General features: G+C 67.4%; 25 protein-coding genes. 12 read left to right on the forward strand and 13 right to left on the reverse strand.

Going from position 1 to position 26347, the window contains the following annotated elements:
* The first annotated feature begins 9 nt into the window (after nucleotides 1-9).
* A complete protein-coding gene (gene pip, locus VZ068_RS05280) occupies nucleotides 10-951 on the forward strand; it encodes a prolyl aminopeptidase (protein ID WP_349657107.1) in 942 nt (313 codons plus the stop codon).
* Between the two features lie 127 nt (nucleotides 952-1078).
* Here pip and VZ068_RS05285 read toward each other — a convergent pair whose 3' ends face one another.
* From VZ068_RS05285 to VZ068_RS05300, 4 genes are read right to left on the reverse strand one after another with little or no spacing between them, the layout of a single operon-like run.
* Entirely contained in the window at nucleotides 1079-1876 is a 798-nt protein-coding gene (locus VZ068_RS05285; RefSeq protein ID WP_349657108.1) for an N-formylglutamate amidohydrolase, read from the reverse strand.
* Entirely contained in the window at nucleotides 1857-2408 is a 552-nt protein-coding gene (locus VZ068_RS05290; protein ID WP_065466011.1) for an NUDIX hydrolase, read from the reverse strand. Before VZ068_RS05290 ends, VZ068_RS05285 begins: the two co-directional genes overlap by 20 nt.
* Before the next feature lie 2 nt (nucleotides 2409-2410).
* Complete coding sequence (locus tag VZ068_RS05295) at nucleotides 2411-3391, reverse strand: 5'-3' exonuclease H3TH domain-containing protein (RefSeq protein ID WP_259168349.1); 981 nt, start codon at nucleotides 3389-3391, stop codon at nucleotides 2411-2413.
* Nucleotides 3388-3963, reverse strand: a complete 576-nt coding sequence (locus tag VZ068_RS05300; protein WP_259154177.1) for a nitroreductase — start codon at nucleotides 3961-3963, stop codon at nucleotides 3388-3390. Before VZ068_RS05300 ends, VZ068_RS05295 begins: the two co-directional genes overlap by 4 nt.
* Before the next feature lie 128 nt (nucleotides 3964-4091).
* Between VZ068_RS05300 and VZ068_RS05305 the strand changes: the two genes are divergently transcribed.
* Together VZ068_RS05305 and VZ068_RS05310 are read left to right on the forward strand one after the other, a co-directional pair.
* Nucleotides 4092-6326, forward strand: coding sequence for a DUF1631 domain-containing protein (locus VZ068_RS05305; protein WP_349657109.1), 2235 nt, complete (start codon nucleotides 4092-4094; stop codon nucleotides 6324-6326).
* Nucleotides 6327-6548: 222 nt separating this feature from the next.
* Nucleotides 6549-8906 (forward strand): DUF1631 domain-containing protein, encoded by a 2358-nt coding sequence (locus tag VZ068_RS05310; RefSeq protein WP_259168355.1) that lies wholly within the window; start codon nucleotides 6549-6551, stop codon nucleotides 8904-8906.
* Between the two features lie 183 nt (nucleotides 8907-9089).
* Here the strand turns inward: VZ068_RS05310 and VZ068_RS05315 are convergent, their stop codons facing one another.
* The gene (locus VZ068_RS05315) at nucleotides 9090-9953 is read right to left on the reverse strand and encodes an alpha/beta fold hydrolase (RefSeq protein WP_349657110.1); all 864 of its coding nucleotides are present in this window, start codon (nucleotides 9951-9953) and stop codon (nucleotides 9090-9092) included.
* Nucleotides 9954-10072: 119 nt separating this feature from the next.
* Here VZ068_RS05315 and VZ068_RS05320 point away from each other — a divergent pair, with 119 nt between their 5' ends.
* Both VZ068_RS05320 and VZ068_RS05325 read left to right on the forward strand, forming a co-directional pair.
* Nucleotides 10073-10672, forward strand: coding sequence for a TetR/AcrR family transcriptional regulator (locus tag VZ068_RS05320; RefSeq protein WP_349657111.1), 600 nt, complete (start codon nucleotides 10073-10075; stop codon nucleotides 10670-10672).
* A 156-nt stretch (nucleotides 10673-10828) separates the two neighbouring features.
* The gene (locus VZ068_RS05325; protein WP_349657112.1) at nucleotides 10829-11920 is read left to right on the forward strand and encodes an NAD(P) transhydrogenase subunit alpha; all 1092 of its coding nucleotides are present in this window, start codon (nucleotides 10829-10831) and stop codon (nucleotides 11918-11920) included.
* 186 nt (nucleotides 11921-12106) lie between these two features.
* On the opposite strand, the gene VZ068_RS05330 is transcribed toward VZ068_RS05325, so the two are convergent.
* Genes VZ068_RS05330 through VZ068_RS05340 form a run of 3 tightly spaced genes read right to left on the reverse strand, consistent with a single transcriptional unit; the run spans nucleotide 12107 to nucleotide 13514 of the window.
* Nucleotides 12107-12595, reverse strand: a complete 489-nt coding sequence (locus VZ068_RS05330) for a DUF3106 domain-containing protein (protein ID WP_349657113.1) — start codon at nucleotides 12593-12595, stop codon at nucleotides 12107-12109.
* A gap of 5 nt (nucleotides 12596-12600) precedes the next feature.
* Nucleotides 12601-12954 (reverse strand): hypothetical protein, encoded by a 354-nt coding sequence (locus tag VZ068_RS05335; RefSeq protein ID WP_349657114.1) that lies wholly within the window; start codon nucleotides 12952-12954, stop codon nucleotides 12601-12603.
* Entirely contained in the window at nucleotides 12951-13514 is a 564-nt protein-coding gene (locus VZ068_RS05340) for an RNA polymerase sigma factor (RefSeq protein WP_349657115.1), read from the reverse strand. The genes VZ068_RS05335 and VZ068_RS05340 overlap by 4 nt, the downstream gene beginning before the upstream one ends.
* Nucleotides 13515-13627: 113 nt before the next feature.
* Between VZ068_RS05340 and VZ068_RS05345 the strand changes: the two genes are divergently transcribed.
* Both VZ068_RS05345 and VZ068_RS05350 read left to right on the forward strand, forming a co-directional pair.
* Nucleotides 13628-13930: an NAD(P) transhydrogenase subunit alpha gene (locus VZ068_RS05345; protein ID WP_349657116.1), complete on the forward strand. Its 303-nt coding sequence runs from the start codon at nucleotides 13628-13630 to the stop codon at nucleotides 13928-13930.
* Nucleotides 13927-15384 carry an NAD(P)(+) transhydrogenase (Re/Si-specific) subunit beta gene (locus tag VZ068_RS05350; protein ID WP_349657117.1) on the forward strand — a complete coding sequence of 486 codons (1458 nt, stop codon included), beginning with the start codon at nucleotides 13927-13929 and terminating at the stop codon, nucleotides 15382-15384. The genes VZ068_RS05345 and VZ068_RS05350 overlap by 4 nt, the downstream gene beginning before the upstream one ends.
* A gap of 779 nt (nucleotides 15385-16163) precedes the next feature.
* Here VZ068_RS05350 and VZ068_RS05355 read toward each other — a convergent pair.
* Complete coding sequence (locus VZ068_RS05355) at nucleotides 16164-16583, reverse strand: hypothetical protein (protein ID WP_259168365.1); 420 nt, start codon at nucleotides 16581-16583, stop codon at nucleotides 16164-16166.
* Nucleotides 16584-16778: 195 nt separating this feature from the next.
* Here VZ068_RS05355 and sufT point away from each other — a divergent pair, with 195 nt between their 5' ends.
* The 5 genes from sufT to VZ068_RS05380 all read left to right on the forward strand — a co-directional run bounded on the left by sufT (nucleotide 16779) and on the right by VZ068_RS05380 (nucleotide 24256).
* A complete protein-coding gene (gene sufT, locus VZ068_RS05360) occupies nucleotides 16779-17333 on the forward strand; it encodes a putative Fe-S cluster assembly protein SufT (protein WP_029219190.1) in 555 nt (184 codons plus the stop codon).
* A gap of 66 nt (nucleotides 17334-17399) precedes the next feature.
* Nucleotides 17400-18485: a branched-chain amino acid aminotransferase gene (locus VZ068_RS05365; protein WP_349657118.1), complete on the forward strand. Its 1086-nt coding sequence runs from the start codon at nucleotides 17400-17402 to the stop codon at nucleotides 18483-18485.
* 316 nt (nucleotides 18486-18801) lie between these two features.
* Entirely contained in the window at nucleotides 18802-20547 is a 1746-nt protein-coding gene (locus VZ068_RS05370) for a S8 family peptidase (protein ID WP_259168369.1), read from the forward strand.
* 260 nt (nucleotides 20548-20807) lie between these two features.
* Nucleotides 20808-22217, forward strand: a complete 1410-nt coding sequence (locus VZ068_RS05375; RefSeq protein ID WP_259154150.1) for a S8 family peptidase — start codon at nucleotides 20808-20810, stop codon at nucleotides 22215-22217.
* Nucleotides 22218-22558: 341 nt separating this feature from the next.
* The gene (locus VZ068_RS05380; protein ID WP_349657119.1) at nucleotides 22559-24256 is read left to right on the forward strand and encodes a S8 family peptidase; all 1698 of its coding nucleotides are present in this window, start codon (nucleotides 22559-22561) and stop codon (nucleotides 24254-24256) included.
* A 30-nt stretch (nucleotides 24257-24286) separates the two neighbouring features.
* Here the strand turns inward: VZ068_RS05380 and ybaK are convergent, their stop codons facing one another.
* The 4 genes from ybaK to wrbA form a co-directional block, all read right to left on the reverse strand.
* A complete protein-coding gene (gene ybaK, locus VZ068_RS05385) occupies nucleotides 24287-24760 on the reverse strand; it encodes a Cys-tRNA(Pro) deacylase (protein ID WP_259154146.1) in 474 nt (157 codons plus the stop codon).
* Between the two features lie 4 nt (nucleotides 24761-24764).
* Complete coding sequence (locus tag VZ068_RS05390; protein WP_259154139.1) at nucleotides 24765-25250, reverse strand: asparaginase domain-containing protein; 486 nt, start codon at nucleotides 25248-25250, stop codon at nucleotides 24765-24767.
* Nucleotides 25251-25336: 86 nt separating this feature from the next.
* On the reverse strand, nucleotides 25337-25681 hold the full coding sequence (locus VZ068_RS05395; RefSeq protein ID WP_349657120.1) for a DUF2069 domain-containing protein: 345 nt from the start codon (nucleotides 25679-25681) through the stop codon (nucleotides 25337-25339).
* Nucleotides 25678-26274, reverse strand: a complete 597-nt coding sequence (wrbA, locus tag VZ068_RS05400; protein WP_259154128.1) for an NAD(P)H:quinone oxidoreductase — start codon at nucleotides 26272-26274, stop codon at nucleotides 25678-25680. Before wrbA ends, VZ068_RS05395 begins: the two co-directional genes overlap by 4 nt.
* Nucleotides 26275-26347: the final 73 nt, after the last annotated feature.

Genomic DNA, 26347 nt, shown 5'->3' on the forward strand with positions numbered 1-26347 from the left:
GACCGACGCATGCGCACGCTCTATCCCGAGATCACGCCCTACGAGCAGGGCAGCCTGAAGGTCGACGACCGCCACACGCTGTACTTCGAACAGTGCGGCAACCCGCAGGGCAAACCGGTGGTGATGCTGCACGGCGGCCCGGGCGGCGGTTGCAACGCCAAGATGCGGCGCTTCCACGACCCGGCCAAGTACCGCATCGTGCTGTTCGACCAGCGCGGCTCGGGCCGGTCCACCCCGCATGCCGATCTCACCGACAACACCACCTGGGATCTGGTCGCCGACATCGAGCGCCTGCGCACGCACCTGGGCATCGAGCGCTGGCAGGTGTTCGGCGGCAGCTGGGGCTCGACGCTGGCGCTTGCGTATGCGCAGACCCACCCGCAGCAGGTCACCGAGCTGGTGCTGCGCGGCATCTTCCTGCTGCGTCGTTTCGAGCTGGAATGGTTCTATCAGGAAGGCGCCAGCCGGCTGTTCCCGGACGCATGGGAGCACTACATCAGCGCCATCTCGGCCGACGAACATGGCGATCTGATCGCTGCGTTCCATCGCCGCCTGACCAGCGACGACGAAGCCACGCGGCTGGCCGCCGCCAAGGCCTGGAGCGTGTGGGAAGGCGCCACCAGCTTTTTGCACGTCGACGAAGACTTCGTCACCGGGCATGAGGACGCGCACTTTGCGTTGGCGTTCGCACGCATCGAGAACCACTACTTCGTCAACCAGGGCTTCTTCGAGGTGGAAGGCCAGTTGCTGCGCGACGCGCACCGCATTGCCGATATCCCCGGGGTGATCGTGCACGGCCGTTACGATGTGGTCTGCCCGCTGCAAAGCGCCTGGGATCTGCACAAGGCCTGGCCGAAGTCACAGTTGCAGATCAGCCCGGCCTCGGGGCACTCGGCGTTCGAGCCGGAAAATGTCGATGCCTTGGTACGCGCGACCGACGGGTTTGCCTGAACGACCATGTCGGACGCAGACGGGTCATGCCCTCGCATGACCCGTAGGAGCGCGCTTGCGCGCGATGGGGCGCTACCGGTAAAGCCCGATCGCGCGCAAGCGCGCTCCTACCCTGCTTGCCGGTTTTTTAGCGCGGCAGCAGCGCATCCGCCAGCGGCGGCAGGATGCGCGCCAATCGATCTGCCCATGCCTGTTGACCGGCGGCGTCGCCGATCAGGTCCTGGCGGATTTCCAGTTCCACATGCAGCAGGCCGCGGCCTTCGCCATGGACCGGGATGGCGTAGTCGGTGGCATCGCTGACCGCATACGGTTGATTGTCTCCCACCACCAGGTCCGGCTCCGCACGCAAGGCATCCAGCAAACGATGCGCCAGCCGCGTGTCGCGGTGGTACAGCACGCCGGCATGCCAGGGACGCGCGTTGCCGGCCATCACCGGGGTGAAGCTGTGCATCGACACCAGCAGCGTCGGTTGCGCGCGCTGCGCGCGTGCATCCAGTTCGGCCGCGATGCGCGCGTGGTATGGCGCGAAGATCGCATCGATACGTTGCTGGCGATCGGCGGCGGTCAACGCCAGGTTGCCGGGAATCGACGTGCCGTCGCTGACCTCCGGCATCCGGCTGGCCGCGCCATCGGGCCGGTTGCAGTCGATCACCAGCCGCGAATAGGTCTGGGTGATGGCAACCGCATCCAGCGCCTCGGCCAGCAGACGGGTGACCTGCGCAATGCCGATATCCCAGCCGATATGGCGGTCCAGCTCGAACTGCGGCAGGCCCAGGTTGTCCAGCCGTGCCGGCACGCGCTGGCCGGCGTGGTCGGCGATCAACAGCCACGGCGATGCCGCCCGCGCGTTGTGCACGGTAAACGCCGGCGGGTCTTCTGGGCCAAGCAATGGGTCCACGGCGGCATCAACCACGCGGCGTGCCATCCAGGGCGTGATCGACCAGGTACAGCCCGGCCCACAACTTGGGGTCCATCTGATAGCCCTCGGCCATCTTCTGCACCAGCCAGGCGCCGACCTGCGCGCGCGGGATTTCGTGCACGGTGATGTCCTCGCTGGCATCGCCGCCGCCGGCGCCGACCTTGCGCAGCCCGGTGGCGCGCACGAAGGCGATCTTCTCGCTGCTGGCACCGGCCGAGGTGGGGCCGATCATCAGCACTTCGGCGTGCGCGGCGGTCCAGCCGGTCTCTTCTTCCAGTTCGCGGATCGCCGACAGCTCGATCGACTCGTCGGCATGCACATCGCCGACCAGGCCGGCCGGCATTTCGATGGTGCGCGCCTGCAGCGGCACGCGGAACTGTTCGACGAACAACATCGCATCGTCCGGGGTCACCGCCACGATGATCGCGGCCAGGCCGCCGGCATGCACGCGTTCGGAGTACTCCCAGGTGCCGCGCACGACCATGCGCTGGTACTTGCCTTCGTAGACAACGGTGGGCGGGGTGTCGTGTCGGTTCATGGTCAGGCGCCTTGAGACAGGGAAGCGGGAGGTGGGGGCAGCGCGGCGCCGTCGCACACGGCCAGCAGGCGGCGGCGCGTGAGCGGCCCGAAGCGCAGGCTGTCGCACAAGCCGATCAGCATGTCCGCATCGGCCTGCGCGCGCGTGAAACCGGCGTCGGTCAAGCCCAGCGGTGCATCCAGTGCAATGGTGGTGAGCTGGCGCCACAGCAACGCATGGTCGCGTTGTTCGCGCAGCCGTACGGCCATTTGCGCAGCGCCGCGCAAGCGCAGGAACGGAATCTCGTCGATGCGTTCCAGCAGCGCATCCAGGCTGCCGAAATGCGCCAGCAGTACGGCCGCCGATTTGGCACCGATGCCGGTGATGCCGGGAATGTTGTCGATCGCATCGCCGCACAGCGCCAGGTAGTCGGCGATCTGGTGCGCATGCACGCCATGGCGCGCCTTGACCCCGTCCATGCCCCAGCGCAGGTTGCGCGCGTAGTCCCATTGCTCGTCGTGTTCGAACAACAGTTGCGACAGATCCTTGTCGGCCGACACGATCACCCCGCGCAGGCCGTGCGCGCGCACGCTGTGCAAGGCGCTGCCGATCAGGTCGTCGGCCTCGTACTCGCGGTGGGCCAGCACGCTCAGGCCCAGGGCTGCGCACAGCGCCTTGCAGTGCGCGAACTGGCGTCGCAGTGCATCCGGTGCCGGCTCGCGGTTGCCCTTGTAAGCGGGGTAGATCGCGTGCCGAAAACAGCTGTCCAGTGCTTCGTCGAAGGCGATGGTGATGTGCTGCGGGCGCTCGCGTTCCAGCAGGTCCAGCAGAAAACGCGCAAAGCCGTGCACCGCATTGGTCGGCCAGCCTTGCGCGTCCTGAAATTCGTCCGGAATCGAGTGCCAGGCACGGAACACGTACAGGCTGGCATCGATCAGGTACAACGGCTCCGGGCGCGGGCCGCCCGGCAGCGCCGCGGCAATGGCACCCGGCAGCGTGCTCACGGGGTCCAGTCGCGCAGCAAGGTGCGCGGGTCCGGACGCTCGCGCTCGGGCACCTGCATGCGCGGCGTGCCGACATGGATGAAGCCGGCGATGCGCTCATTTTCGCCCAGGCCCAGATAGCCGGTCACGGCCGGGTCGTAGGCCATCCAGGCAGTCAGCCACTGCGCGCCGAAGCCATGCGCCTGCGCGGCCTGCAGTAATGCAAAACACACGCAACCGGCGGTGAGCAGTTGCTCCTGCTCGGGCACCTTGTGCTCCGGGCGTAGCGTGGCGACGACCACGATCACCAGCGGTGCATCGCTGAAGCGGTTACGGTCTTTCTCGACCACCGCCGGTGGTGCCAGCGGATCGGCGGCCTGGGTGCGTTCGGCCAGAAAGTCGCCCAAGGCATGCCGCGCGTCGCCGCTGATGCGCAGGAAACGGAACGGCACCAGCTTGCCGTGATCGGGCACGCGCACCGCCGATGTCAACATGCGCAGCAAGGTGTCTTCATCCGGGCCGGGCTCACCCAGTTGTTTGGAAGGGACCGACCGACGTGCGTCCAGCGCCTGGAGCGAATAGGGTGCGTGCATAATTTGCGGTTCTGGGCAACGAATGCGCCAATTATAGACGGGCCCTTCCCAACGCCGGCCGCATGATGGCCGGCCCCGGGATGTCTGCAGGCATCGCCCCTTCCTGCCCGCTCTTTCAGCGTTGTCCGATGACCCAGTTCGTTTCCGCCGAGCCGCTACCCAGTCGCAACCCGCAACTGCTCGATCAGGTGCGCGAGATCGTGTTGCTGCCGCTGGCCGATGCATTCATCGATGTGCAGGATGCGCTGGCCGAGGCGCTGTTCCGGCTGGCGGCCGATGCCGGTGCGGCGCAGAACGATTTCATGGAAGCCATCCGGGCCTTGCGGCAGCAGCGCGAGCCGATCACCGCGCGCTTTCGCGGGCATCTGGCCAAGGCCTGGCAGGGCCTGGAGTCCGCGCGCCCGCTCTCGGCCGAGCGCACCCTGGCGCGCGGCGCGGCGGGGCTGAGCCTGTTGCCCGAACAGGATCTGGAAGTCCGGCTGGCGGTGCGCAATCTGGCCGCCGCCCTGCAGCATCAGTGGCGGCCGGAGCTGATGCGGCTCAATCGCTATCTCGGCTTCATCGCCGGCGGGCTGCGCATCGATGGCGACAGCAACCCGTTCGGTCCCGAGCATCTGGGCGTGGCGCTATACGAGGCCTTCCAGGGCGTGACGCTGGCGGCGAAGGTGCATCTGGCGGTGATCAAGGTGTGCGAGCAGCAGCTGATGCCGCGCGTGGGCCAGCGTTATGCGGAGCTGGAGCAGGCCCTGGCGCAGGTTGCCCGTCTGCGCGAGCTGCCGCAGGCGCGGCTGCGCCGCAGCGGCATCCCGCGGCAGGGCCAGGCCGGTGGCGAAGACAGCGCCGACACGCCGGACTGGATCGCCCGCTTCTTTGCCGACTGGTCCGGCGGGCAGGGGGCGCTGGTCGGCGTGGCGGTGATCGACGTGCATCTGCGCAGTGGCCGCGAAGTGCTGCCGGCAGCATTGCACCAGCGCCTGCAACAGGCGCGCCGCCTGCGCGAGCCCGAGGCTGGCCGGTCGGAGTCGGCCGCGCTGCGGCGGCTGTCGCCACGCGAGGTGGTCTCGGCGTTGTCGCTGCTGCAGACCATGCCCGGCGCCGGGTTCGACAGCATCGACGACGGCCAGCGGGGCCTGCCGTCTGCGCTGCGTCAGCACCTCATGCGCGCGGCTGCCTCGCTTGGCGTCGACCCGGCCACCACCTGCCTGGACCCCAACGATGCCGACGCGCTGGATCTGATCGCGCTGCTGTTCGACGCGATCCTGGTGCAGAGCCAGCTCTCTGCGGCGCAACGTCGCCTGCTGGGACAGCTGCTGGTGCCGATGGCCAAGATGGCGATGCTCGACGGCCATCTGTTCGTGCGCGATGGGCATCCGGCGCGCCGCCTGCTCAATCTGCTGGTGGATGCCTGCGACGGCAACGGCTGCGAAACCGCCGCCGAACAGGCTTTGCTGGCGCAGGTGGAGTCTGCCGTTGCCACCGTGGTGCGCGACTTCGATGAGCATCCAGCGGTCTTTCTGGCGCTGGAAGCCGAGTTCGGCGCCGGTTACGAGCAATACCGGCGACGCGTGGACATTGCCGAGCGCCGCGCCAATGAGCTGCAACGTGCCGAAGAACGTCGCGAACGCGCGCGCGGCATTGCCGCCCAGGCGCTGGCCGAGCGCCTGGCGCGCGGACCGCTGCCGCCGGTGGTGGAGCATTTCCTCAGCCGCGTCTGGCATCCGAGCGTGCAACAGGCCGCGCTGCGCACCGATGGCGCCGGCCCGGCCCTGGACGCTGCCATTGCAGTGGGCGATGCCGTGCTGGCGCAGTTGACGCCTGCACGCAGCGACACCGGGCTGGACGCGCAGCAGCGGACGGCGCTGCTGCAGGCGTTTGCGCTGGCCGGCCTTGGGGCGCGCGAGGCCGAGCAGGCCTTGCTGGAATTGCTGCACGCGCTGGCACCCACGCCGGCTGTCGCCGATGCGGAACGACTCGCGCCCACCCTGAGCGCGTTGAGCCTGGCGCCCAGCCCGGCCGACCCGGTGGCAGAGCCGCTGACGCCGATGCTCGATGCCGGGGCGCAGGTGGAATTCGACCGCATCACTGCCGATTTCTTCCGCGCCCTGGCGATCGGCACCAGCCTGGATTTCGTCGACCGCGAAGGCCGCGTCCAACCTGGCAAGCTGTCGTGGATCAGCCCGATCTCCGGGCGGCTGATGTTCGTCAATCGCCGTGGCGGGCGGCTGTGCGTGTCCTCGCCCGAAGAGCTGGCCATGATGGTCTGGCTGGACCGGCTGCGTCTGCACCGCGAAGAGGACGCCTTCTACAGCGCAATGCAGGGCGTGGTCGACGGCTTGGATGCGACTGCCAACCTGAAGCCTTAACCCCCGCAGGCGTACAAGGAGCCACGACAGGCTCCACCGTAGCGTTGCGAGCTAGGATGTCGGCTTGACACGCAAACCCTGGGCGGTCACGAGTAAAGTGAGAGCTGCGTCACACTTAACGAACGAGCGAAACGCCTACCATGCGAAGGCGGAATTTGGGGCCGCGTCTGTTTTTCCTCGTTTGAATATTTTCACGCCTGCAGAGGCGGGGAGCCTTTGCGCATGACTTTTCAGCCCAGTCCGTCGGGACACCCGGGCCGTGACCAACGCTTGCTCGAACAGGCGCACGACGTGTTCGTGCCCGCGCTCGTGCAGGTGTTTGCAGCTGCAGTGGCGCATTTCGATGATGTCCTGTTCGATCGCGCCGAATCCGCTGGCGCGTCACAGTTGCTTTTTCTCGATGGCATGCGCGAGTTGCGCCGCAAGCGCGAAGACGTGACAACGCAATTCCGCCAACAGCTGGAAGACGGCTGGCAGGCGCTACTGCTGGGCACGCCGCTATCGGCCGAAGTGGTGCTGGCCGGCGACATGGGCACCGGCCCGCTCAGCCTGGTGCCCGAGCACGTGCTCGAATCGCGATTGGCGGTGCGCAACCTTGCCACCGTGCTGCTGCGCGACTTCAAGCAGGTGCTGGCGCGCGTCGACCGCCGCCTGGGCTGGGTTGCCGGTGGCCTGGAGTTGGTGGCCGACACCAACCCGATCGGTCCGGAACATCTGGGCGTGGCGATCCACGAAGCGTTCGCCACCTGCGACCTGGCCCCGGAAGTGCGGCTGGTGCTGATCAAGCTGTGCGAACGCGACCTGGCCGAGCCGATCGGCAAGTTGTACGCGCGCCTGGACGAAACCCTGGCCAAGGCCGGCGTGATGCCGGAGATTTCGCAGCCCAAGCGCCCGCCACCGCGCATGCAGCCGCGCGGGCAGACGCCCGAAGAGCATGCGCAGGCCCAAGCGCAGGGCGGCAACGCCGACATGGACGGCGACGATCAGAACGATCAATACGCGCCGGCCTGGGCCAATCGCTTCCTGGACCGCTGGGCGCATAGCCGTGGCCGCATGCAGGCCGCCGCGCAACGCGGCCATGCCGATGGGTCTGGCGCCGGCGGCATGGACGGCGACGCCGATCATCCGGGCGGCAGCCAGGGCATGCTGCTGGATGCGCTGCATGAGCTGTTGCAGCAGACCCGTAGCGTGCGCGACAGCACGGCGTCGGCCGCGTCGGTGGCGGTGGGCCAGCAACGCCCGCTGAGTCAGCGCGAAATGATGTCGGTGTTGTCGCTGCTGCAGGCCACCCCCAGCGCGACGCTGCAGGCGGCCATCGGCGACGACAACGAATCGCTTGCGCAGCGTTTGAAGAATGAAGTGCTCAACAGCGCCACGCGTCTTGGCGTGGACCCGGCTACCGCAAAGCTGGACCCGATGGACGAGGATGCGATCGATCTGGTCGGCATGCTGTTCGACGTGATGCTGGACGAGCGCGACCTGGAGAACCGCTCGCGCGAGATGATTGGCCGGCTGGTGGTGCCATTCGTCAAGGTGGCGCTGCTGGACCGCAAGATGTTCGTGCAGAAGACCCACCCGGCGCGGCGTCTGCTCAATTCGCTGGCCGAGGCCTGCGAGGGCAACAACGGCGACAGTGCCGCCGAGCGCGTGCTGATGGGCAAGGTCGAGGAAATCGTCGACCGCCTGGTGGCCGAATTCAACGAGAACCTGGCGATCTTCCTGACCCTGGAAGAAGAGTTCCGCGATTTCCTGTCGCAGCACCGTCGCCGTGTGGAAATTGCCGAGCGCCGCGCCACCGAAACCCAGCGCGGCCAGGAAAAGCTCGAGCTCGCGCGCAGCCGCGCGCTGACGGAGCTGGAGCAGCGCGTGCTGGCCGGTGCGCCGTTGCCCAAGGCGGTGGAAGACTTCCTGCGCCAGCCGTGGCTGCATCATCTGACCATGGCCATCCTGCGCGACGGCGACGAAGGCCCCGGCACGCTGGAGGCATTGGCATTGGCCGATGGCGTGCTGGAAGAACTGGGTGAGGCGCGCCGCCACATCATCGGCAAGCCATGGCTGCAGGTCTGGCAACCGGCGTTGCATCGCGTATTTGCCAGCGTGGGCCTGCATGGCGACGCGGTGGTGGTGGCGATCACCGCATTGCACGACACCTTGCAGGCCATTGCCGAGGCGCGCCCGGAGCTGGAAAAGGCCCTGCCGGAACTGCCGCAGGTCAACCTGCCGCCGCCGGCCGCCGAAAGCGTCAGCGTGGTGCTGGGTGCCGAAGCGGTGGCGCAGAGCATCGACAGTGCCGACGCCGAACGTTTCCGTGCGATGGACATCGGTACCTGGCTGGATTTTGTCGACAAGGACGGCAAGGTCCAGGCCGGCAAGCTATCGTGGGTAAGCCCGATCTCGCAGCGGCTGTTGTTCGTCAACCGCCGCGGTGTGCGTTTCTGCGTCGCCTCGCCCGAAGAGCTGGCAGTGATGGTGCGGCTGGGCCGCCTGCGCGAACACATCAACGACGGCGCGTTCGACAGTGCGATGCAGGGCGTGATCGATCGGCTGGATCCGCTGCACACCAACGGCACGGTGCACTGAAGGCACGCTGGCGTTGCCCTGGCCGGCAGGCCGGTGGAACGACTGCAGAACTCACATCACCCACGTGCCTGCTCGCGATTGGCGTGCGTGCGTGCGGCACCGCGTCGGCCAGCGCAGTCCACTGATGCCGATCGCATCTAAGGCCTGCGGCCAGGTCAACCTCGATGCCCTGGCGGTGCGTGCCTACGGCGCTGCCGGCCCGACAAACTCCAATGCGCGCGTGATCACCGAGGGGTGATCGACCATGCGGTTATGCCCCAGCCCTTCGGTACTGAACAGCTGCGCGCCCGGCCAGAGCGCGGCAAAGCGTGCACCTTCTTCCCAGGGCGTTTCGCGATCGCGGCGGTCGTGGATGACCAGCGCCGGGCGATCGAACTGCGGCAGATGCGAGGACGCGTCGAAGTCGGCAAAACAGGTGCCGGTCAGCTCGATCAGCCAGTCCTCGAACGGCACAAAGGTCGCAGGCGCAAGGCCGGCCGCCTGGAACTGGCGCCTTGCGCTGCCTGCAGGCTCCACCAGCGGGGCGATCAATACATAGCGCGCAGGGCGCCAGGCCGGATCATCGGCAAACACCGCAGCGGCGGCGCCCAGCGAGTGACCGATAAAGACGGCGGGGCGCCCGAAGCGGCTGCCCATCTCGCGCAGGATCTTCACGAAATGCGGCAGATTGCTGATCTGCCCGCTGCTCAGGCCGTGTGCGGCCTGGTCGAAGGCCAGCACCGCATACCCGAGCGCCCGCAGCTGCGGAACCCAGGCGGCAAAGCGCAGGCCGTAGCTGGCCCAGCCATGCGACAGCAGTACGTACGGCTGCCGGGTGGGGTCGCCCCACTGGTACACCGCGATGTCGAAACCGTCGATGCGCAGCGTCTGGCGTTGCACATCGTCCAGCGTGGCCGCGATAGCGGCAGCCTGTCGACGTCCGGCCGGGCCCGGGGTCACGAAGCGGCGTGCCAGGTAGCGGCCGGTCGGGCCAGGAGCCAGGCGGCTGGCGCCGGCCATCAGGCTGCGCAGCAACCTCGCGCGCAGCTTGGTAAGTGATGAGCTCATGGGCGTTCCTTGGGGAGTGAGCCATCTTGTCGATGACAAGATGCGTGCAGAGTCTGGTGCCTGAATCTTGTCAGCGTCAAGATTATCTGCTGCACTGGGGGCCCGATAAGCGAACCGCCATGCCACGACCAGACGCCCCGGCTGCGTATCACCACGGCGACCTGCCGGCCGCACTGCGGCGTGCCGGGTGGGAGTTGCTGGGCGAATCCGGCCTGCGTGGACTCACCCTGCGCGAGTGCGCGCGGCGCGCGGGCGTGTCGCACGCCGCACCGGCGCATCACTTCGGCTCGCTGGATGGACTGCTGGCGGAGCTGGCGGCCGATGGCTACGCGCGCATGCTCGATCGCATCCGCGCGACCCAGCAGGAAGTGAACGACCCGCTGCTGGGCTGCGGGCTGGGCTATATCCGCTTTGCTGTCGACTATCCGCAGCAGTTCCGCTTGATGCTGGCACTGGACGTGCGTGCCAGCGGCCTGCCACGGCTGGTGCAGATCAGCGAGGCGGCGATGGCCTACCTGCGCGACACGGTGCGCGCCCAGTGGATCGCTCGCCATGGCAGCGACCCGGATCCGGCGGTGCTGGAGCAACGCACCCTGTTGAGCTGGAGCGCGGTGCACGGGTATGCCTCGTTGGTGATCGACGGCAGGCACGAGCGATTGCGCGCCTTCGCGCCGGAAACCGTGATGGCGCCCCTGTTGAAGGGGTTGCTGGAGCCGTAATGCAGTTGCAAGGCGCCAGGCTCGCAGCCGGCAGGCGATCGCACAGTCCACGCGCTGGCGATCTGCCTTCCAATGGCACACCGGTGCATCACCGCCGGCGCGGCCGGTGCGCTCTGCTAGCATCGCGGCGACTGAAGCGCGCGACCGGAGCAACCCATGGCTGTGCAGGTGCTGGTGCTGAAAGAACGGGCGGCAGGCGAACGCCGGGTGGCAGCAACGCCGGAAACGGTCAAGAAGCTGGTCGCGCTCGGCGCCAGCGTGTGGATCGAGCCGGCTGCCGGCCACGCCAGCAGCATGGACGATGCGGCATATATCGCGGCCGGTGCGCAGCTTGCCGACACGCAGACGCTGACCCAGGCCGACGTCGTGCTGTGCGTGCAGGCGCCGCCGACCGAGGCGCTGCTGCACTGCAAGCCGCAGGCGGTGGTGATCGGCATGCTCGCCCCCGATGCCGACCCGGCGCGTGCGCAGGCATTTGCCACGCGCGAGCTGGTTGCGTTTCCGCTGGAGCGCCTGCCGCGCACCACACGCGCGCAGGCGATGGACGTGCTGAGTTCGCAGGCCGGCATGGCCGGCTACAAGGCAGTGCTGATCGCCGCGCAACTGGCGCCGCGGTTCTTCCCGATGCTCACCACAGCCGCCGGCACCATGCGCCCCAGCAAGGTCCTGGTAATCGGCGCGGGCGTGGCCGGCCTGCAGGCGATCGCCACGGCCAAACGGCTGGGTGCGCAGGTGGAAGGCTTCGACGTGCGCCCGGAAACCCGCGAACAGATCGCGTCCCTGGGCGCGCGCTTTCTGGATCTGGGCGTGAGCGCTGCCGGCGAAGGCGGCTATGCACGCCAACTCACCGACGACGAACGCGCCGAGCAGCAGCGCCGCCTGGCCGAGCATCTCAAGGGCGTGGATGTGGTGGTCTGCACCGCGGCCGTGCCGGGGCGGCCTGCGCCAAAGATCGTGACCACCGAAATGGTGCAGGGCATGCGCGCCGGCAGCGTGCTGGTGGACCTGGCCGCGGAAACCGGCGGCAACTGTGCGGCCACGCGTCCGGGCGAAACCCTTGAGCTCGATGGCGTGGTGATCGCCGGGCCGCTCAATCTGGCAAGCCAGGGCGCGGTGCATGCCAGCGAGATGTTTGCGCGCAACGTCTACGCGTTCGCGGCGTTGTTGATCAAGGAAGGCGCACTGTCGTTCGACTGGGACGACGAACTGCTGGCCAGGACGCGCTGGTCGGCGCCATCGACTGCTTAGCCACGCCGGGTCCATGTACCTCGAACATTGGCGTTCCAGGTAGGAGCGCGCTGGCGCGCGATGGAGCTTTATCGGTAAGGCTTCATCGCGCGCCAGCGCGCTCCTACGGTTGCCGCGCGCCTGTCCGCATGCGACCGGGGTGCACCCATGCGCTGGCGTGTCGCGCTCGCCGCGACGGCGCTGCGTTCAATCCTCCGTCGGCGGGTGCTCGCGCAGCCAGGCGCTGCGTTCGGCCGGGCTCATCTTCTGCCAGCGTTGTTGCAGCTCGTTGCGTTGCTGCGGGTTGAGCGTGCGCATGCGGTCGAACAAGGCCTTGGCCTCGCGGCGCTGGTCCGGGCTCATGTTGCGGAAGCGGTCCATCCCGGCCTTGGCCTGCTTGCGCTGGTCGGGGGTCATGTCCAGCCAGCGACTGGCGTGCCGGTACATGCGCGGGCGTTCTTCGGGCACATCGTTCCAGCGCTCGCGCAGCGCATCGATCAGTACCTGACGCTGCTGCTGGGTCAGCTTGTCCCACTCCGGCATCGGGGTCTCGTTGCGCGGTCCCGGGCCATGCGGGCCGGGTCCGTCCATCGGCCCAGGCCCCGGGGGACCTGGCGGGCGGTCCTGCGCCAACAGCGGCACGCATGGCCCGGCGCAGAGCAACAGGGTCAACAGCAGGCGGGTGGTGCGGGTCATCGTGCTCATTCCATGGCCAGGGCGGTATCGGACCCGAGCCAGACATACAGGTCGGGGTTCTGGGTCAGCAGGTCGTCGGTGTCGGTACTGGCGGCATTGCCGGCCACGGTCGTGGCCGGGGTCGCGGACGCGCCTGCGGGGGCGTTGTCGCCCGGTCGCAGTTGCAAGCCGATGCCGATGGCCAGCAAGCCGGAACAGGCGGTGGCCAGCAACCAATAGCCGCGGCGCGCGCGCACGGCCGGCGCCTGGCGGGCCTGGCGCAGGCGTGCAAGGGTCTGCGGTGGCAGGCTGGTGAGCGCGGCGGCATGCAGTTGGCGCAGTCGCGCATCGAACTGGGCCGGATCGTGGGAGCGGTTCACAGGAAATCCTCGAACTGTTTTTGTAACGCGTCGCGCGCGCGCGACAGATGAGTTTTGACCGAACCTTCGGAGCAGCCCATCGCCTTGGCGGTGGTGGCCACATCCAGGTCTTCCAGCACGCGCAGCGTGAATGCCTCGCGCTGGCGTGCCGGCAGGTTGCGCAGCGCCTGGACCAGTCGCCGGTAGGCCTGCTGATGTTGCTGCTCGCCGACCGGTCCGATGCCGGGGTCGGCCCAATCGATCGGGCCCTCGTCATCGGCGCGCTCGGCCGGCGCCCAGAATTTCAGGCGGAAGCTCCGGCGGCGCTGCAGGTCGATGATGCGGCTGCGCAGGATGCTCCAGAACAGCGGCGTCCATTCCTCTGCCGGCCGTTCGCGGTAGCCGAGCAGCTTGACCATGGCGTCCTGCACGGCATCCAGCGCGTCTTCGCGGTGACGCAGACCGGCCTCGGCAAACCGGAACGCACGCGGGCCGATGCCGGCCAGGAAGGCGTCCAGCGACACCGGGACGGCGGCGGCCGTTGCAGAAGGCTGCGGATCGAAAGGGGTTCCCACCAGCACAGCGTAGCTTCCGCGAGGACGATACGACGTCAACGGCCCAGCGCCGATTCGGTTGACATGCCCGATGCGTGGGTATGATCGGCGGGCCGCAACGGCCAGTGGAGCGAAAGACGATGAGCGACGGATTCGTAGCGCTGTACATCTTCATGCTGGCGGCCATCGCCGGCCACGTCATCATCTCGCGGGTGCCGGTGATCCTGCATACCCCGCTGATGTCCGGTTCCAACTTCATCCACGGCATCGTGCTGATCGGTGCGATGGTGGTGCTGGGGCATGCCGATACCACCCTGGAAAAAACACTGGGGTTCGTCGCGGTGGTACTGGGTGCGGGCAACGCGGCCGGTGGCTACGTGGTGACCGAGCGGATGCTGGAGATGTTCAAATCCAGCCGTAAGCCTGGCGGAGATGCGCCATGAACGTCTCCACCCCCGAATTGCTGGATTGGCTGGTCAAGTCCAGCTACCTGATTGCAGCCACGCTGTTCCTGCTCGGCCTGCAGCGCATGGCCTCGCCACTGACCGCGCGCAGCGGCATCCGCTGGGCCGGGCTGGGCATGCTGATCGCCACGGTGGCCACGTTCTTCCTGCCCGAATTGCACAACGTGCCGTTGATCCTGGCCGCACTGGCGATCGGCAGCGGGGTTGCGTGGTGGTCGGCCAAGAAGGTGGCCATCACCGACATGCCGCAGATGGTGGCGTTGTACAACGGCATGGGCGGCGGCTCGGCGGCGGCGATCGGGGCGGTGGAGCTGCTGCGGTTTTCGTTCTTCGCCAATCGCGACACCGCGCACTGGAGCGCCCAGGCGATCGCCGAGCTGGCGGCGCGGCGGCCGGACACCACCACCGTGGTGCTGGCGGTGATCGGCTCGGCCATCGGTGCGGTGTCCTTATCAGGTTCGATCATCGCCTGGGCCAAGCTGGACGGCCGGCTCGACCGTCGGGTGACCTTTCCCGGCCAGCAGGCGGTCAATCTGCTGATCGCGCTGGCGCTGGTGGTGCTCGGCATCTGGGCGGCCACCAGTCTGCAGCCGCTGGCGATCATCGGCTTCTTCGTGGTGGCGCTGGCGTTGGGCGTGTTGATGACGCTGCCGATCGGCGGCGCCGACATGCCGGTGGTGATCTCGCTGTACAACGCGTTCACCGGCCTGGCGGTGGCGTTCGAAGGCTATGTACTGGGCAACGAGGCGCTAATCATCGCCGGCATGATGGTCGGCGCGGCCGGCATCCTGCTGACGCGCTTGATGGCCAAGGCGATGAACCGGCCGATCAGCGGCGTGCTGTTCTCCCACTTCGGCGGCGGTGGTCAGGCGCAGGAGATCAGCGGGGCGCAAAAGCCGATCGAGGCCGGCGATGTGGCGGCGATGATGGCCTTCGCCGAGCGGGTGGTGATCGTGCCTGGCTACGGCATGGCGGTGGCGCAGGCGCAGCACAAGATCTGGGAGCTGGCGCAGCGGCTGATCGCGCGCGGGGTCAAGGTGAAGTTCGCGATCCACCCGGTCGCCGGGCGCATGCCGGGGCACATGAACGTGCTGCTGGCCGAAGCCGGCGTGCCCTACGACCTCATCGCCGATATGGACGACATCAACCCCGAGTTCGCCAGCACCGATGTCTCGCTGGTGATCGGCGCCAACGATGTGGTCAACCCGGTCGCCAAGACCGACCCGGCCAGCCCGATCTACGGTATGCCGATCCTGGACGTGGTCAATTCACGCAACACCGTGGTGATCAAGCGTGGCAAGGGCACCGGGTTTGCCGGCATCGAAAATGCGCTGTTCTACGCCGACAACACCCGCATGTTGTATGGCGACGGTGCGGAAGCGGCCGGCGCGCTGGTCAGTGAGTTGAAGGCGCTGGATGGGGGCGGGCACTGAGGCGTTGTGCGACTGATTTAGCGGATGAATTTGCGAAGCCACTTGGTCGAGGGGCGGTGTTCTCGCTGCCAGTTCCTTGCAGCTGAGCGCAGATCGGCTGCTTCACGAGCGATCTATTCGCACTATCTGGCCAGCCTTATCAGCCAGCCCGAAACAAGCCACCGAGCTTTTGAGTCACAGCAGTGCTTAGTGACAGTCAAACGCTCGGCTCGTCGAGTGCGCGGTGCCCTCACCGCTTGCGGGACACGCCGTGAATCCGTCCGTGGAGGCTCCTTGGCGGCATCCATGCCGCCAAGGGTCCCGCAACCGGCGAGGACACCGCACCAGGAGTTGGTCGGTGCTCGAATGAAAAGCTGCCTGTTGCGATTGCAAGTCTTGCGTTGGGACGCTGAAAAGTTTGCAGGTTGCTTTGTTGAGCCGCTGCCGTTATTCGGTTTGCGCTGGAAAGCTGATCGAACGCACGGTGATCTGAACCACGCACACCATGCCTTGCTTGCAACCAAACCACCGACCATCTCGACAGGTCCTTGCCCGTCCACCGTCGCGGGACCTTACGCGGCATGGATGCCGCGTAAGAGCCTACAAGGACGTACTTGCGGCGTGTCCCGCGAGGGTGGGCTGGCAAGGGCCCCGCAACCAAGCCGCAGAGCTCTCCCGGATATCGCTGCGTCAGGAAAATAAAGCGCCAGCGCTAAGCAGGAGCGGCGTGACTTGAGCGGTGCACATCAAGCATCAGCTTCAACGGATGCCTATCAGCAGCCGTTGCGAGCACGTCCGACTCAGCGCGCCGCCCACCACGCCAGGACCAGCGCGGCGGCATAGCACAGCAGGTCGAAGCCGTTGTTGGCCAGTTGCAGCAGGGTCCATGCCAGCCCGGTGCCCATCTTTTGTGCCGAGGTCCACGGGTCCAGGCCCAGTGCGCTACCCAGCTGCGCCGAGGCGATGCCCCAGTTGGCGCCGACGATGATCAGTGCGGTGGTCGCCACTGTCACCCCGATACGCAACCGGCCGGCGCGCAACGTACCCAGGCGCAGCATCCACGCCACTTCCAGCGCAACCAGCACTGCCATCCAGCCGGCCTGGTTGCCCAGCGCAAGGGCAATCAGCAGCCAGGCGATGAGGGCGGTAACGCTTCCCAGCAGCAGGAGCGGGGGCCAGAGCCAGTGGGCGGTTCTGGCGGACGCGGAAGTGGGCGGCATTGGGGCTCCTGACAGTGCACACATGATAGAGCGCGTGGCGCGCTTTGCGCTGCATTGCCGGCCTGAGCCACGGTGGCTGCAGATGACTGTGTTTCAGATGGAATGCAGCGTCGGCGGCACGACCGGCAGCGGCATCGCCTTGGTCGGCTAGAATGGCCGACTTGCGCGCGTCCGGCGCGGCCCCATATCCAGCCCATGTACTCCCGTAGCAGCGAACCCGTCCAGTTCGAACGCGATTGCGATGCCGTCATGGTGCCGCAGGGCGATTCGGTGACCCTGCCCGCAGGCAGTTATGGCTATATCACCCAGGCCCTGGGTGGCAGCTACACGGTTTTTGTCGAAGGCAATCTGTTCCGCATTGCCGGCAAGGATGGTGATGCGATCGGCAAGGAGGCCCCGCCGGGGCTGGAATTGCCCGACAACGCCAGCGACGAGGAAGTGGAAGCCCTGGTGTGGCAGCAGCTACGCACCTGCTTCGACCCGGAAATCCCGTTCAACATCGTCGATCTGGGCCTGGTCTACGAGGCGGTGGTCAGCCATCGCGAAGAGGACGACCAGCGCCGGGTGGACGTGAAGATGACCCTCACCGCGCCCGGTTGCGGCATGGGCGAGATCCTGGTCGACGACGTGCGCAGCAAGGTGGAAATGATCCCGACCATTGCCGAGGCCGACGTCGAGCTGGTGTTCGACCCGCCGTGGGGCCGGCATATGATGTCCGAAGCGGCCCGTCTCGAGACCGGCATGCTCTGACCGTCAGGCGCCATGTCCGTAGATGTGGCGCCGCGTCCTTATCGCCCGCCATACAGGAATCTTCCGGTGTCCGTGTCCTTCGCTTCCACCCGTTCTCCGTCGCCGCGCAGCGCCGACGAACTGTCCGTGATCCTGGCCGCGCCCGGTTTCGGGCTGCATTTCACTGACCACATGGTCGCCATTTCCTGGAACAACGAGCAGGGCTGGCATGACGCCCAGGTGCGCGCCTACGGGCCGCTGCAGCTGGACCCGGCTGCCTCCGTGCTGCATTACGGCCAGGAAATCTTCGAAGGCATCAAGGCCTACCGGCATGCCGACGGCTCGATCTGGACCTTCCGTCCGCAGGCCAATGGCGAGCGCCTGCAGCGCTCGGCGCGCCGTCTGGCGCTGCCGGAACTGCCGGTGGACCTGTTTGTCGAATCGCTGCGCCAGCTGGTGGCCGTGGATGCCGGCTGGGTGCCGTCGGCGCCGGAAACCAGCCTGTATTTCCGTCCGTTCATGATTGCCGACGAGGCCTTCCTGGGCGTGCGCGCCGCGCACAAGGCCTCCTACTACGTCATCGCAAGTCCCGCCGGCCCGTATTTCGCCAAGGGCGTGGCGCCGGTGTCGATCTGGTTGTCCACCGAGTACGCACGTGCGGCCAAGGGCGGCACCGGCGCGGCCAAGTGCGGCGGCAACTATGCCGCTTCGTTGCTGCCGCAGCAGAAGGCCTATGCACAGGGCTGCTCGCAGGTGCTGTTCCTGGACCCGGTGGAAGGCAAGTACATCGAGGAACTGGGTGGCATGAACGTGTTCCTGGTCTACAAGGACGGCACGCTGGTGACGCCGGAATTGTCCGGCAGCATTCTGGAAGGCATCACCCGTGACAGCATCCTGCAGCTGGCGCGCGACCGCGGCATGCGCGTGATCGAGCGCAAGGTGTCCATCGACGAATGGAAGCAGGGCGTGGCGTCGGGCGAGATCAGCGAAGTATTCGCCTGCGGCACTGCCGCAGTGGTCACCCCGATCGGTGAGCTCAAGGGCGACGGCTTTGCGGTGGGCGACCTGTCGGCTCCTGCCGGCGAAGTCACCATGTCGCTGCGTCAGGAATTGACCGATATCCAGTACGGCCGCGTGCCCGACCGGCATGGGTGGCTGGTGCGCTTGTCCTGAGTCAGCGGCACATCGTCAAAAACAGGCCCCTGCGCGTCAGCGCAGGGGCTTTTTTTTGGCTGCCGTGCAGCAATAACGACAGGTGCACCGTCAAAAAACTGTGGGAAGCGGACTGAACAGACATGATGCTTGTCACAAAACTGATATTTAAGTTTCAAAAGTGTCGATTTCGTATTGTCCAGTCTGGTTGCAGTGGGATAGGTTCGCTGAACGGATCGATAACAGGGGATCGATGCCGGGGACTCGGCGCCGACCTGTGCAGGCGGTGCCGGATTACACCGCCAAGGCGGTTCTCTTTGATTTGGAAGGGAATTCGATGTCGAACGAGTCTTTCCGCAAGCGTCCTCGCACGCTTACCGTCCTGGGCGCTACCGCGCTGACCTCCCTGTTGCTGGCGACGCCTGCGTTTGCCGGTGAGGTCTACCTGGATGGTCTTGCAACTGCCCAAACCCATCAGAAATTCATCGTGACCTACAAGGACGGCAGCACTGCGCTGGCCAGTCCGAGCGCGTTGAGCAGTTCGTTGCGTGCCGCCGCACGCGCGATGCCGGCCAAGGCCGGCAAGGCGCTGGGCCTGGCCTCCGTCCGCCGTCTGGCACTGGGGCCGGAACTGATCAAGGCCGACCGCGCGCTGGACCGCGCCGAAGCCGAAACCCTGATGCGCCAGCTGGCCGCCGACCCCAACGTGCAGAGCGTGGAAGTCGACCAGATCCTGCATGCCACGCTGACGCCCAACGACACCCGGCTGTCCGAGCAATGGGGCTTTGGCACCACCAACGCCGGCCTCAACATCCGTCCGGCCTGGGACAAGGCCACCGGGACCGGCGTGGTGGTTGCGGTGATCGATACCGGCATCACCACGCACGCCGACCTCAATGCCAACATCCTGCCGGGCTACGACTTCATCAGCGACGCCACCACGGCGCGCGATGGCAATGGACGCGACAGCAACCCGGCCGACGAAGGCGACTGGTATGCCGCCAACGAATGCGGCACCGGCATTCCCGCTGCCAACTCCAGCTGGCACGGCACCCACGTCGCCGGCACGGTGGCCGCGGTGACCAACAACAGCACCGGCGTGGCCGGTACCGCCTACAACGCCAAGGTCGTGCCGGTGCGCGTACTCGGCAAGTGCGGCGGTTCGCTGTCGGATATCGCCGACGCCATCGTCTGGTCTTCCGGCGGCAGCGTCAGCGGCGTGCCGGCCAATGCCAACCCGGCCGAAGTGATCAACATGTCGCTCGGCGGCGGCGGCGCCTGCTCGACCACCATGCAGAACGCGATCAGCGGGGCGGTATCGCGCGGTACCACCGTGGTGGTGGCAGCCGGCAACAGCTCGGCCAACGTGTCCGGCTCGCTGCCGGCCAATTGCGCCAATGTGATCGCAGTGGCCGCCACGACCTCGGCCGGTGCCAAGGCCAGCTATTCCAACTTCGGTGCCGGTATCGATGTGTCCGCACCGGGCTCGGCGATCCTTTCCACGCTCAACAGCGGCACCACCACCCCGGGCAGTGCCAGCTACGCGTCCTACAACGGCACCTCGATGGCGTCCCCGCATGTGGCTGGCGTGGTCGCGCTGGTGCAGTCGGTTGCGCCGACCGCGTTGACGCCTGCCGCAGTCGAGACCTTGCTCAAGAACACCGCACGCGCGTTGCCGGGTGCCTGTTCCGGCGGTTGCGGCGCCGGCATCGTCAATGCCGACGCCGCAGTGACGGCGGCCATCAGCGGCAGCAACGGTGGGGGCGGTGGCGGAACCGGCAATACGCTGACCAACGGCACGCCCGTCACCGGCCTGGGTGCGGCCAGCGGTGCGGAGCTGAACTACACCATCGCCGTTCCCGCCGGCAGCGGCACGCTGACCGTGGCGATCAGCGGCGGTACCGGCGATGCGGATCTGTACGTGCGCGCCGGCAGTGCACCGACCGACACCACCTACACCTGCCGCCCGTACCGCAGCGGCAATGCCGAAACCTGCAGCATCACTGCGCCCTCGGGCACGTATTACGTGCGGGTCAAGGCGTACAGCACGTTCTCCGGTGTGACCTTGCGCGCCAGCTACTAAGCCTGTCGTTCGACGCTGTTGCGCTGTCTGGCCGCCTGGCCAGGCAGCGCCGCCTAGCGCTGCCTCCCATCTGCGATGTCCGTCCACGTCTGCCGTTTGGGCAGGCGCTGGCGAGGCATTGCCGCTCGGCCGGAATGGACACCGGTCAGTCGTTTCGACGGGCGCCCGTGCCCGTCCATTCCGACCCGATCCGCAGTCTGCGGCAAGGGCGGCCATCTCGCCGCAACCGCGGCACTTCATAAAAAACTGAGGAACGATCGATGTCCAATGTGTCGCAACGTCGTGCACCTGCACGCGCACTGGTGGTGCTGGGTGTTTCCGCGCTGACCTCCCTGCTGGCCGTGCCGGCGTTTGCCGGTCAGGTCAACCTGTCCGGCCTGGAATCGCAGCCCACGCTGGACCGCTTCATCGTCAAGTACAAGGACGGCAGCAGCCCGGCAGTGAGCCCGACGTCGATGCGCGCATCGCTCAATTCCGTCGCCACCGCAGTGCCGGCCCGCGCCGGTCGCGCGCTGGGCCTGAGCCACGTGCGCCGCACCGCGCTGGGGTCGGAAGTGCTCAAGGCCAGCCGTGGCCTGGACCGTGCGGAGGCCGAAACGCTGATGCGCCGCATCGCTGCCGACCCGAGCGTGGACTACGTGGAAGTCGACCAGATCATGTATCCGACCCTGACCCCGAACGACACGCGGCTGTCCGAGCAATGGGGCTTCGGTACCACCGCTTCCAGCATCAACGTGCGCCCGGCCTGGGACACCGCCACCGGCACCGGCGTGGTGGTGGCAGTGATCGACACCGGCATCACCAGCCACCCAGACCTCAATGCGAACGTGCTGCCGGGCTACGACTTCATCAGCGACGCGGCGCGTGCGCGCGACAACAATGGCCGCGACAACAATCCGGCCGACCAGGGCGACTGGCGTGCTGCCAATCAGTGCGGGTCCGGCGTGCCGGCCGCCAATTCCAGCTGGCACGGCACCCATGTGGCCGGCACCATTGCCGCGGTCACCAACAACGGCACCGGTGTGGCCGGGACCGCGTTCAATGCGCGCGTCGTGCCGATCCGCGCCCTGGGCCTGTGCGGCGGCACCACCTCCGACATCGCCGATGCCATCGTCTGGGCTTCCGGCGGCACGGTCTCGGGCGTGCCGGCCAATGCCAACCCGGCCGAGGTGATCAACATGTCGCTGGGCGGCAGTGGCACCTGTTCCAGCACCTACCAGAACGCCATCAACGGCGCGGTGTCGCGCGGCACCACGGTGGTGGTGGCGGCTGGCAACAGCAACGCCAACGTGGCCAACTTCACCCCGGCCAGCTGCGCCAACGTGATCTCGGTGGCGTCGATCACCTCGGCCGGCGCGCGTTCGAGCTTCTCCAACTTCGGCAGCACCATCGACATCTCCGGCCCTGGCTCGGCGATCCTGTCGACCTTGAACAGCGGCACCACCACGCCGGGCAGCGCCAGCTACGCGTCCTACAACGGCACCTCGATGGCGGCCCCGCATGTGGCAGGCGTGGTGGCGCTGGTGCAGTCGGCAGCCAGCCGTCCGCTGACGCCCGCGGCAGTGGAAACCCTGCTGAAGAACACCGCGCGTCCGTTGCCGGGCACCTGCTCGGGCGGCTGCGGCGCCGGCATCGTCAATGCGGCGGGCGCGGTCAGCCAGACCCCGTAAGGCGAAGGCCATGCGCGATGCCGGCCTGACCGCCGGCATCGACGTCGGGCCAGCCCCGACGTCGCTGTCGGTGTTTTGAAACCTGCACTGCCCCGCTTCGGCGGGGCAGTGTGCGTTTGGGCCTCGGCCACGCCTGGGCGTTGGCCAACCGGCGGCGGCAATGGCTGAACAAAGCGCATGGCACTGCCGTCCGGCCGCTTCAGCCATGCAGATGGCACGCCGATAGCCAGCCCACGTGAGGCATGGCCGTGTGCAACCGCCCCACGATCAGGCAGTGCGCGTCGCAGAGGGCGTCAGCGCGTTGTCTTCCGAACGTTCAACGCCTTGGGGAGGGTTGATCCATGTCGCATGTCTCGCTTGGTGCGCTGCGCCACGCTGTCTTGGTCTGCGCGTTGTCCTGCACGTTTTATGCCACTGCTGGCGAGGTCAGCCTGCAAGGGCTGGCGTCCAGCTCCACCCATCAACGTTTCATCGTCAGCTACAAGGACCGCGTCGGCAGCAGCCGTGCGACCGGCTTGTCTGCGCCATGGCGCGATATCGCCAGCGCCGTGCCTGCAAAGCGCGGACGCGCGTTGGGCTTGTCGGCCACTCGCCGGCTCAGCACGGGCCCGATGCTGTTGGTGGCCGATCGCAAACTGGACCGCGTGGACGCAGAAAGCCTGATGCGGCGCCTTGCCGCCGACCCGGCCGTCAAGCGCGTGGAAGTGGACGTGTTGATGCGCCCCTTGCTGGTGCCCAACGATCCGGGCGTGCCGCAGCAATGGGCGATGGGCGCCACCGCCGCCAGCATGAATATCCGACCGGCGTGGGATCGCACCACCGGTAAGGGCATCGTGGTGGCGGTGATCGATACCGGCATCACCAAGCATCCGGATCTGGACGCCAATGTCCTGCCCGGCTACGACTTCATCATCGACCCGGCGACGGCGCGCGATGGCAATGCGCGCGATGCCAGTGCCGCCGACCAGGGCGACTGGACCGCCGCCAACGAGTGCGGGCCGGGTGCGTCCGCGTCCAGCTCCAGCTGGCATGGCACGCATGTGGCCGGCATCGTGGCGGCGGTCGGCAACAATGCGGTCGGCGTGGTCGGTACCGCGTTCAATGCCAGGGTGCTGCCGCTGCGCGTGCTTGGCCGCTGCGGCGGTTACATGTCCGACATCGCCGATGCGATCGTCTGGGCCTCTGGCGGAAAGGTCAACGGTGTGCCGGCCAACCCGAATCCTGCCACGGTGATCAACCTGTCGCTGGGCGGCTACGGCAGTTGCTCGGCAACGATGAGTAATGCCATCGCCGCTGCGGTGACACGTGGCAGTTCGGTGGTGGTGGCGGCGGGCAACAGCAATATGGATGTGTCCACCAGCGTGCCGGCCAATTGCCCGAACGTGATCGCAGTGGCGGCCACCACCTCGGCGGGCGCCAAGGCCAGCTTCTCCAACTTCGGCAAGGGCGTGGATATCGCGGCGCCGGGACAGGCCATCGTCTCCACGCTCAACAGCGGCACCACGGTGCCGGGGAATGCGGCGTATGCGTCGTACAGCGGTACCTCGATGGCTGCACCGCATGTGGCCGGTGTGGTGGCGTTGATGCAATCGGTGGCGCTGAATCCGCTGACGCCGGCCACGGTGAAAGCCCTGCTCAAGAGCAGCGCCCGGCCGTTGCCGGTTGCCTGTACGCAGGGCTGCGGTGCGGGCCTGGTCAATGCCGATGGCGCGGTTGCTGCGGTGATCGAGTCGACCACCCTTGCCCGGAATGTGGCGCGTACCGGCTTGAGTGCGGCGCAGTCGGATGTGCTGTATTACCAGATCAACGTGCCGGCCGGCACGCGCACGCTGAAGGTGACGCTCAACGGTGGCAGCGGCAATGCCGATCTGTCGCTACGCGCAGGTGCATTGCCGACCGATACCGCCTACAGCTGCCGCAGCCTGCTGCCCGGCAATGCCGACAGCTGCACAGTCAACGCACCGGCGGCCGGTACGTACTACGTGCGGTTGAAGGCGACATTGGCGTTTTCAGGCGTCAGCGTCACGGCGGCGTACTGAGCAGGGTGGCGGCGGTGATGCCGCCGCGGCTCAGTCGCACAGTGCGCAGGCCCGCGCACTGAGTGCCTGCAGCAGCTGTGCGCCGGGCAATTCCAGCAGCAACCCGCGCTGGCCGGCGTTGATCCACAGCGCCGGTGCGTCCAGCGCCGTGGCTTCGATCAGCACCGGCGTCTGCCGTTGCTGACCGAGCGGGCTGATACCGCCCACCTTGTAGCCGGTGCGGCGTTGTGCATCGGCCACGTCCATCATGCGTGCGGACTTTCCGCCGCACGCGCTGGCCAGTTTCTTCAGCGACAGGCGCCGGTCGCAGGGAATGACCGCACACACGGCCAGGTCGTCGACCCAGGCCATCAAGGTCTTCAGCACCGTCTGCGGTGCCAGCCCAAGCGCGTTTGCCGCCTGCAGGCCTTTGGCGTCTGCATCGTGTTGATAGTCGTAGGGGTGTAGCGCGTAGGCCACGCCTGCAGCGTCCAATGCCTTGGTCGCGCGGGTGGCCTTGCTCATGGCCTCAGACCGGTTCGAAGCGGTTGGCTGCGACGTTCTTGCGCACTTTCTCGGGATTCCAGATGCGTCCGTTCATGGCGATGTACACGCCGGCCGGCAGCGACTGCACCGCGCCGACCGCGCAGCCGATATTGAACTCGGCATCCGAGCCGCGGAACCGCGCCGGATTGAGCGCGCCGGTCATCACGATGGTCTTGTCGGCGATCGACTGCAGCACCTTGCCGGTTTCCACCATCGAGTCGGTGCCGTGGGTGATGAGCACGTGGCGGGTCGGCTGGGCGGCGATGGTGGCGCGGATCAGCTCGCGATCGGCCTCGGTGATGTGCAACGAATCCTTGCGGATGATCGGAATCACCGAAAAGCGGAAGGTCACGCCCAGTTCCTTGAGAATCTGGCCGATCTGCGGGTCGCCGATCTGGTAGTCGGATTTGTCGTCGAAGTAGATCTTGTCGATCGTGCCACCGGTGGTGACGATCAGGAGGTCTTCCATTGCTGCCAATCCTTCAAACGTGCGCGGTGCAGGCCGCGCGAGGGCCGTCATGATACGACCCCGGCGCGTGCGCTGCCCAAGCTGGGTCAACGTTGAGGGCGAGTGCGGCCGAAGCGCGCCGCCATCCCGGGGCCACCCACCAGGGCCACCACGGCCAGCGCGAGCAGCAATTCCAGCCAGGCCAGTCCGCGGGCCTGGGGCTGGCTCCAGGCCGCCATCACGCCGTGGCTGAACCAGCCCAGCGCGAACACGCCGGCCCAGAAACGCGCACGCGCGCTGCGCACCGCCAGCACGCCGGTCAGCGCTGCCGGCAGCACGAACACGATGAGCGCGGCGAGCGGGCGCGGGTCGTCGTGAAACCAGACCGCGAACAACGCCGCCAGCGCCAGCAGCGCCGCGGTCAGCAGCCAATGCATGGCGCGCACGCTCACGGAGGTGCCAGCCGCCGCGCGACATCGGCCACCCGCCGCCCCAATGCGCGCGCCAGCAGGGCTTCGTCCTCGCTCGGCTGTGGGTCGCCACCAGCGCCGGAGACATGGCTGGCGCCATACGGCGTGCCGCCGCTGGTGGTGTGGCTGAGTGCGGCCTCGGTGAACGGGATGCCCACGATCAGGCAGCCGTGGTGCAGCAGCGGCAGATGCATCGACAGCAAGGTCGATTCCTGGCCGCCATGCATCGAGGCGGTGGAGGTGAACACGCCTGCCGGCTTGCCCGCGAGGGTGCCGGTGGCCCACTCGGCGCCCAGGCTGTCGAGGAAGTGCTTCATCGGTGCGGCCATATTGCCGAAGCGGGTCGGGCTGCCCAGCAGCAGGCCGCTGCATTCGGCCAGATCGGCCCGATCCACATACGGCGCGCCTTCGTCCGGCACCGGCGGGGCGCTGGTCTGGGTGACCGCAGCCACCGGCGGCACCGTGCGCAGCCGCGCGCTCATGCCCGGCACCTCGCCGATGCCGCGCGCGATCTGCCGCGCCAGCCGCGCCACCGAGCCGCCACGGCTGTAATACAGCACCAGAATCTCCGCCATCGTGCCTCTGCCGCCTGTTGAGTTGCCGCAGTATCGGCCATGCCACCGCCTGCCTGCACGCCGCAGGTGCGGC

Source organism: Xanthomonas sp. 10-10 (assembly GCF_040182365.1).
Classification (GTDB): Bacteria; Pseudomonadota; Gammaproteobacteria; order Xanthomonadales; family Xanthomonadaceae; genus Xanthomonas; species Xanthomonas arboricola_F.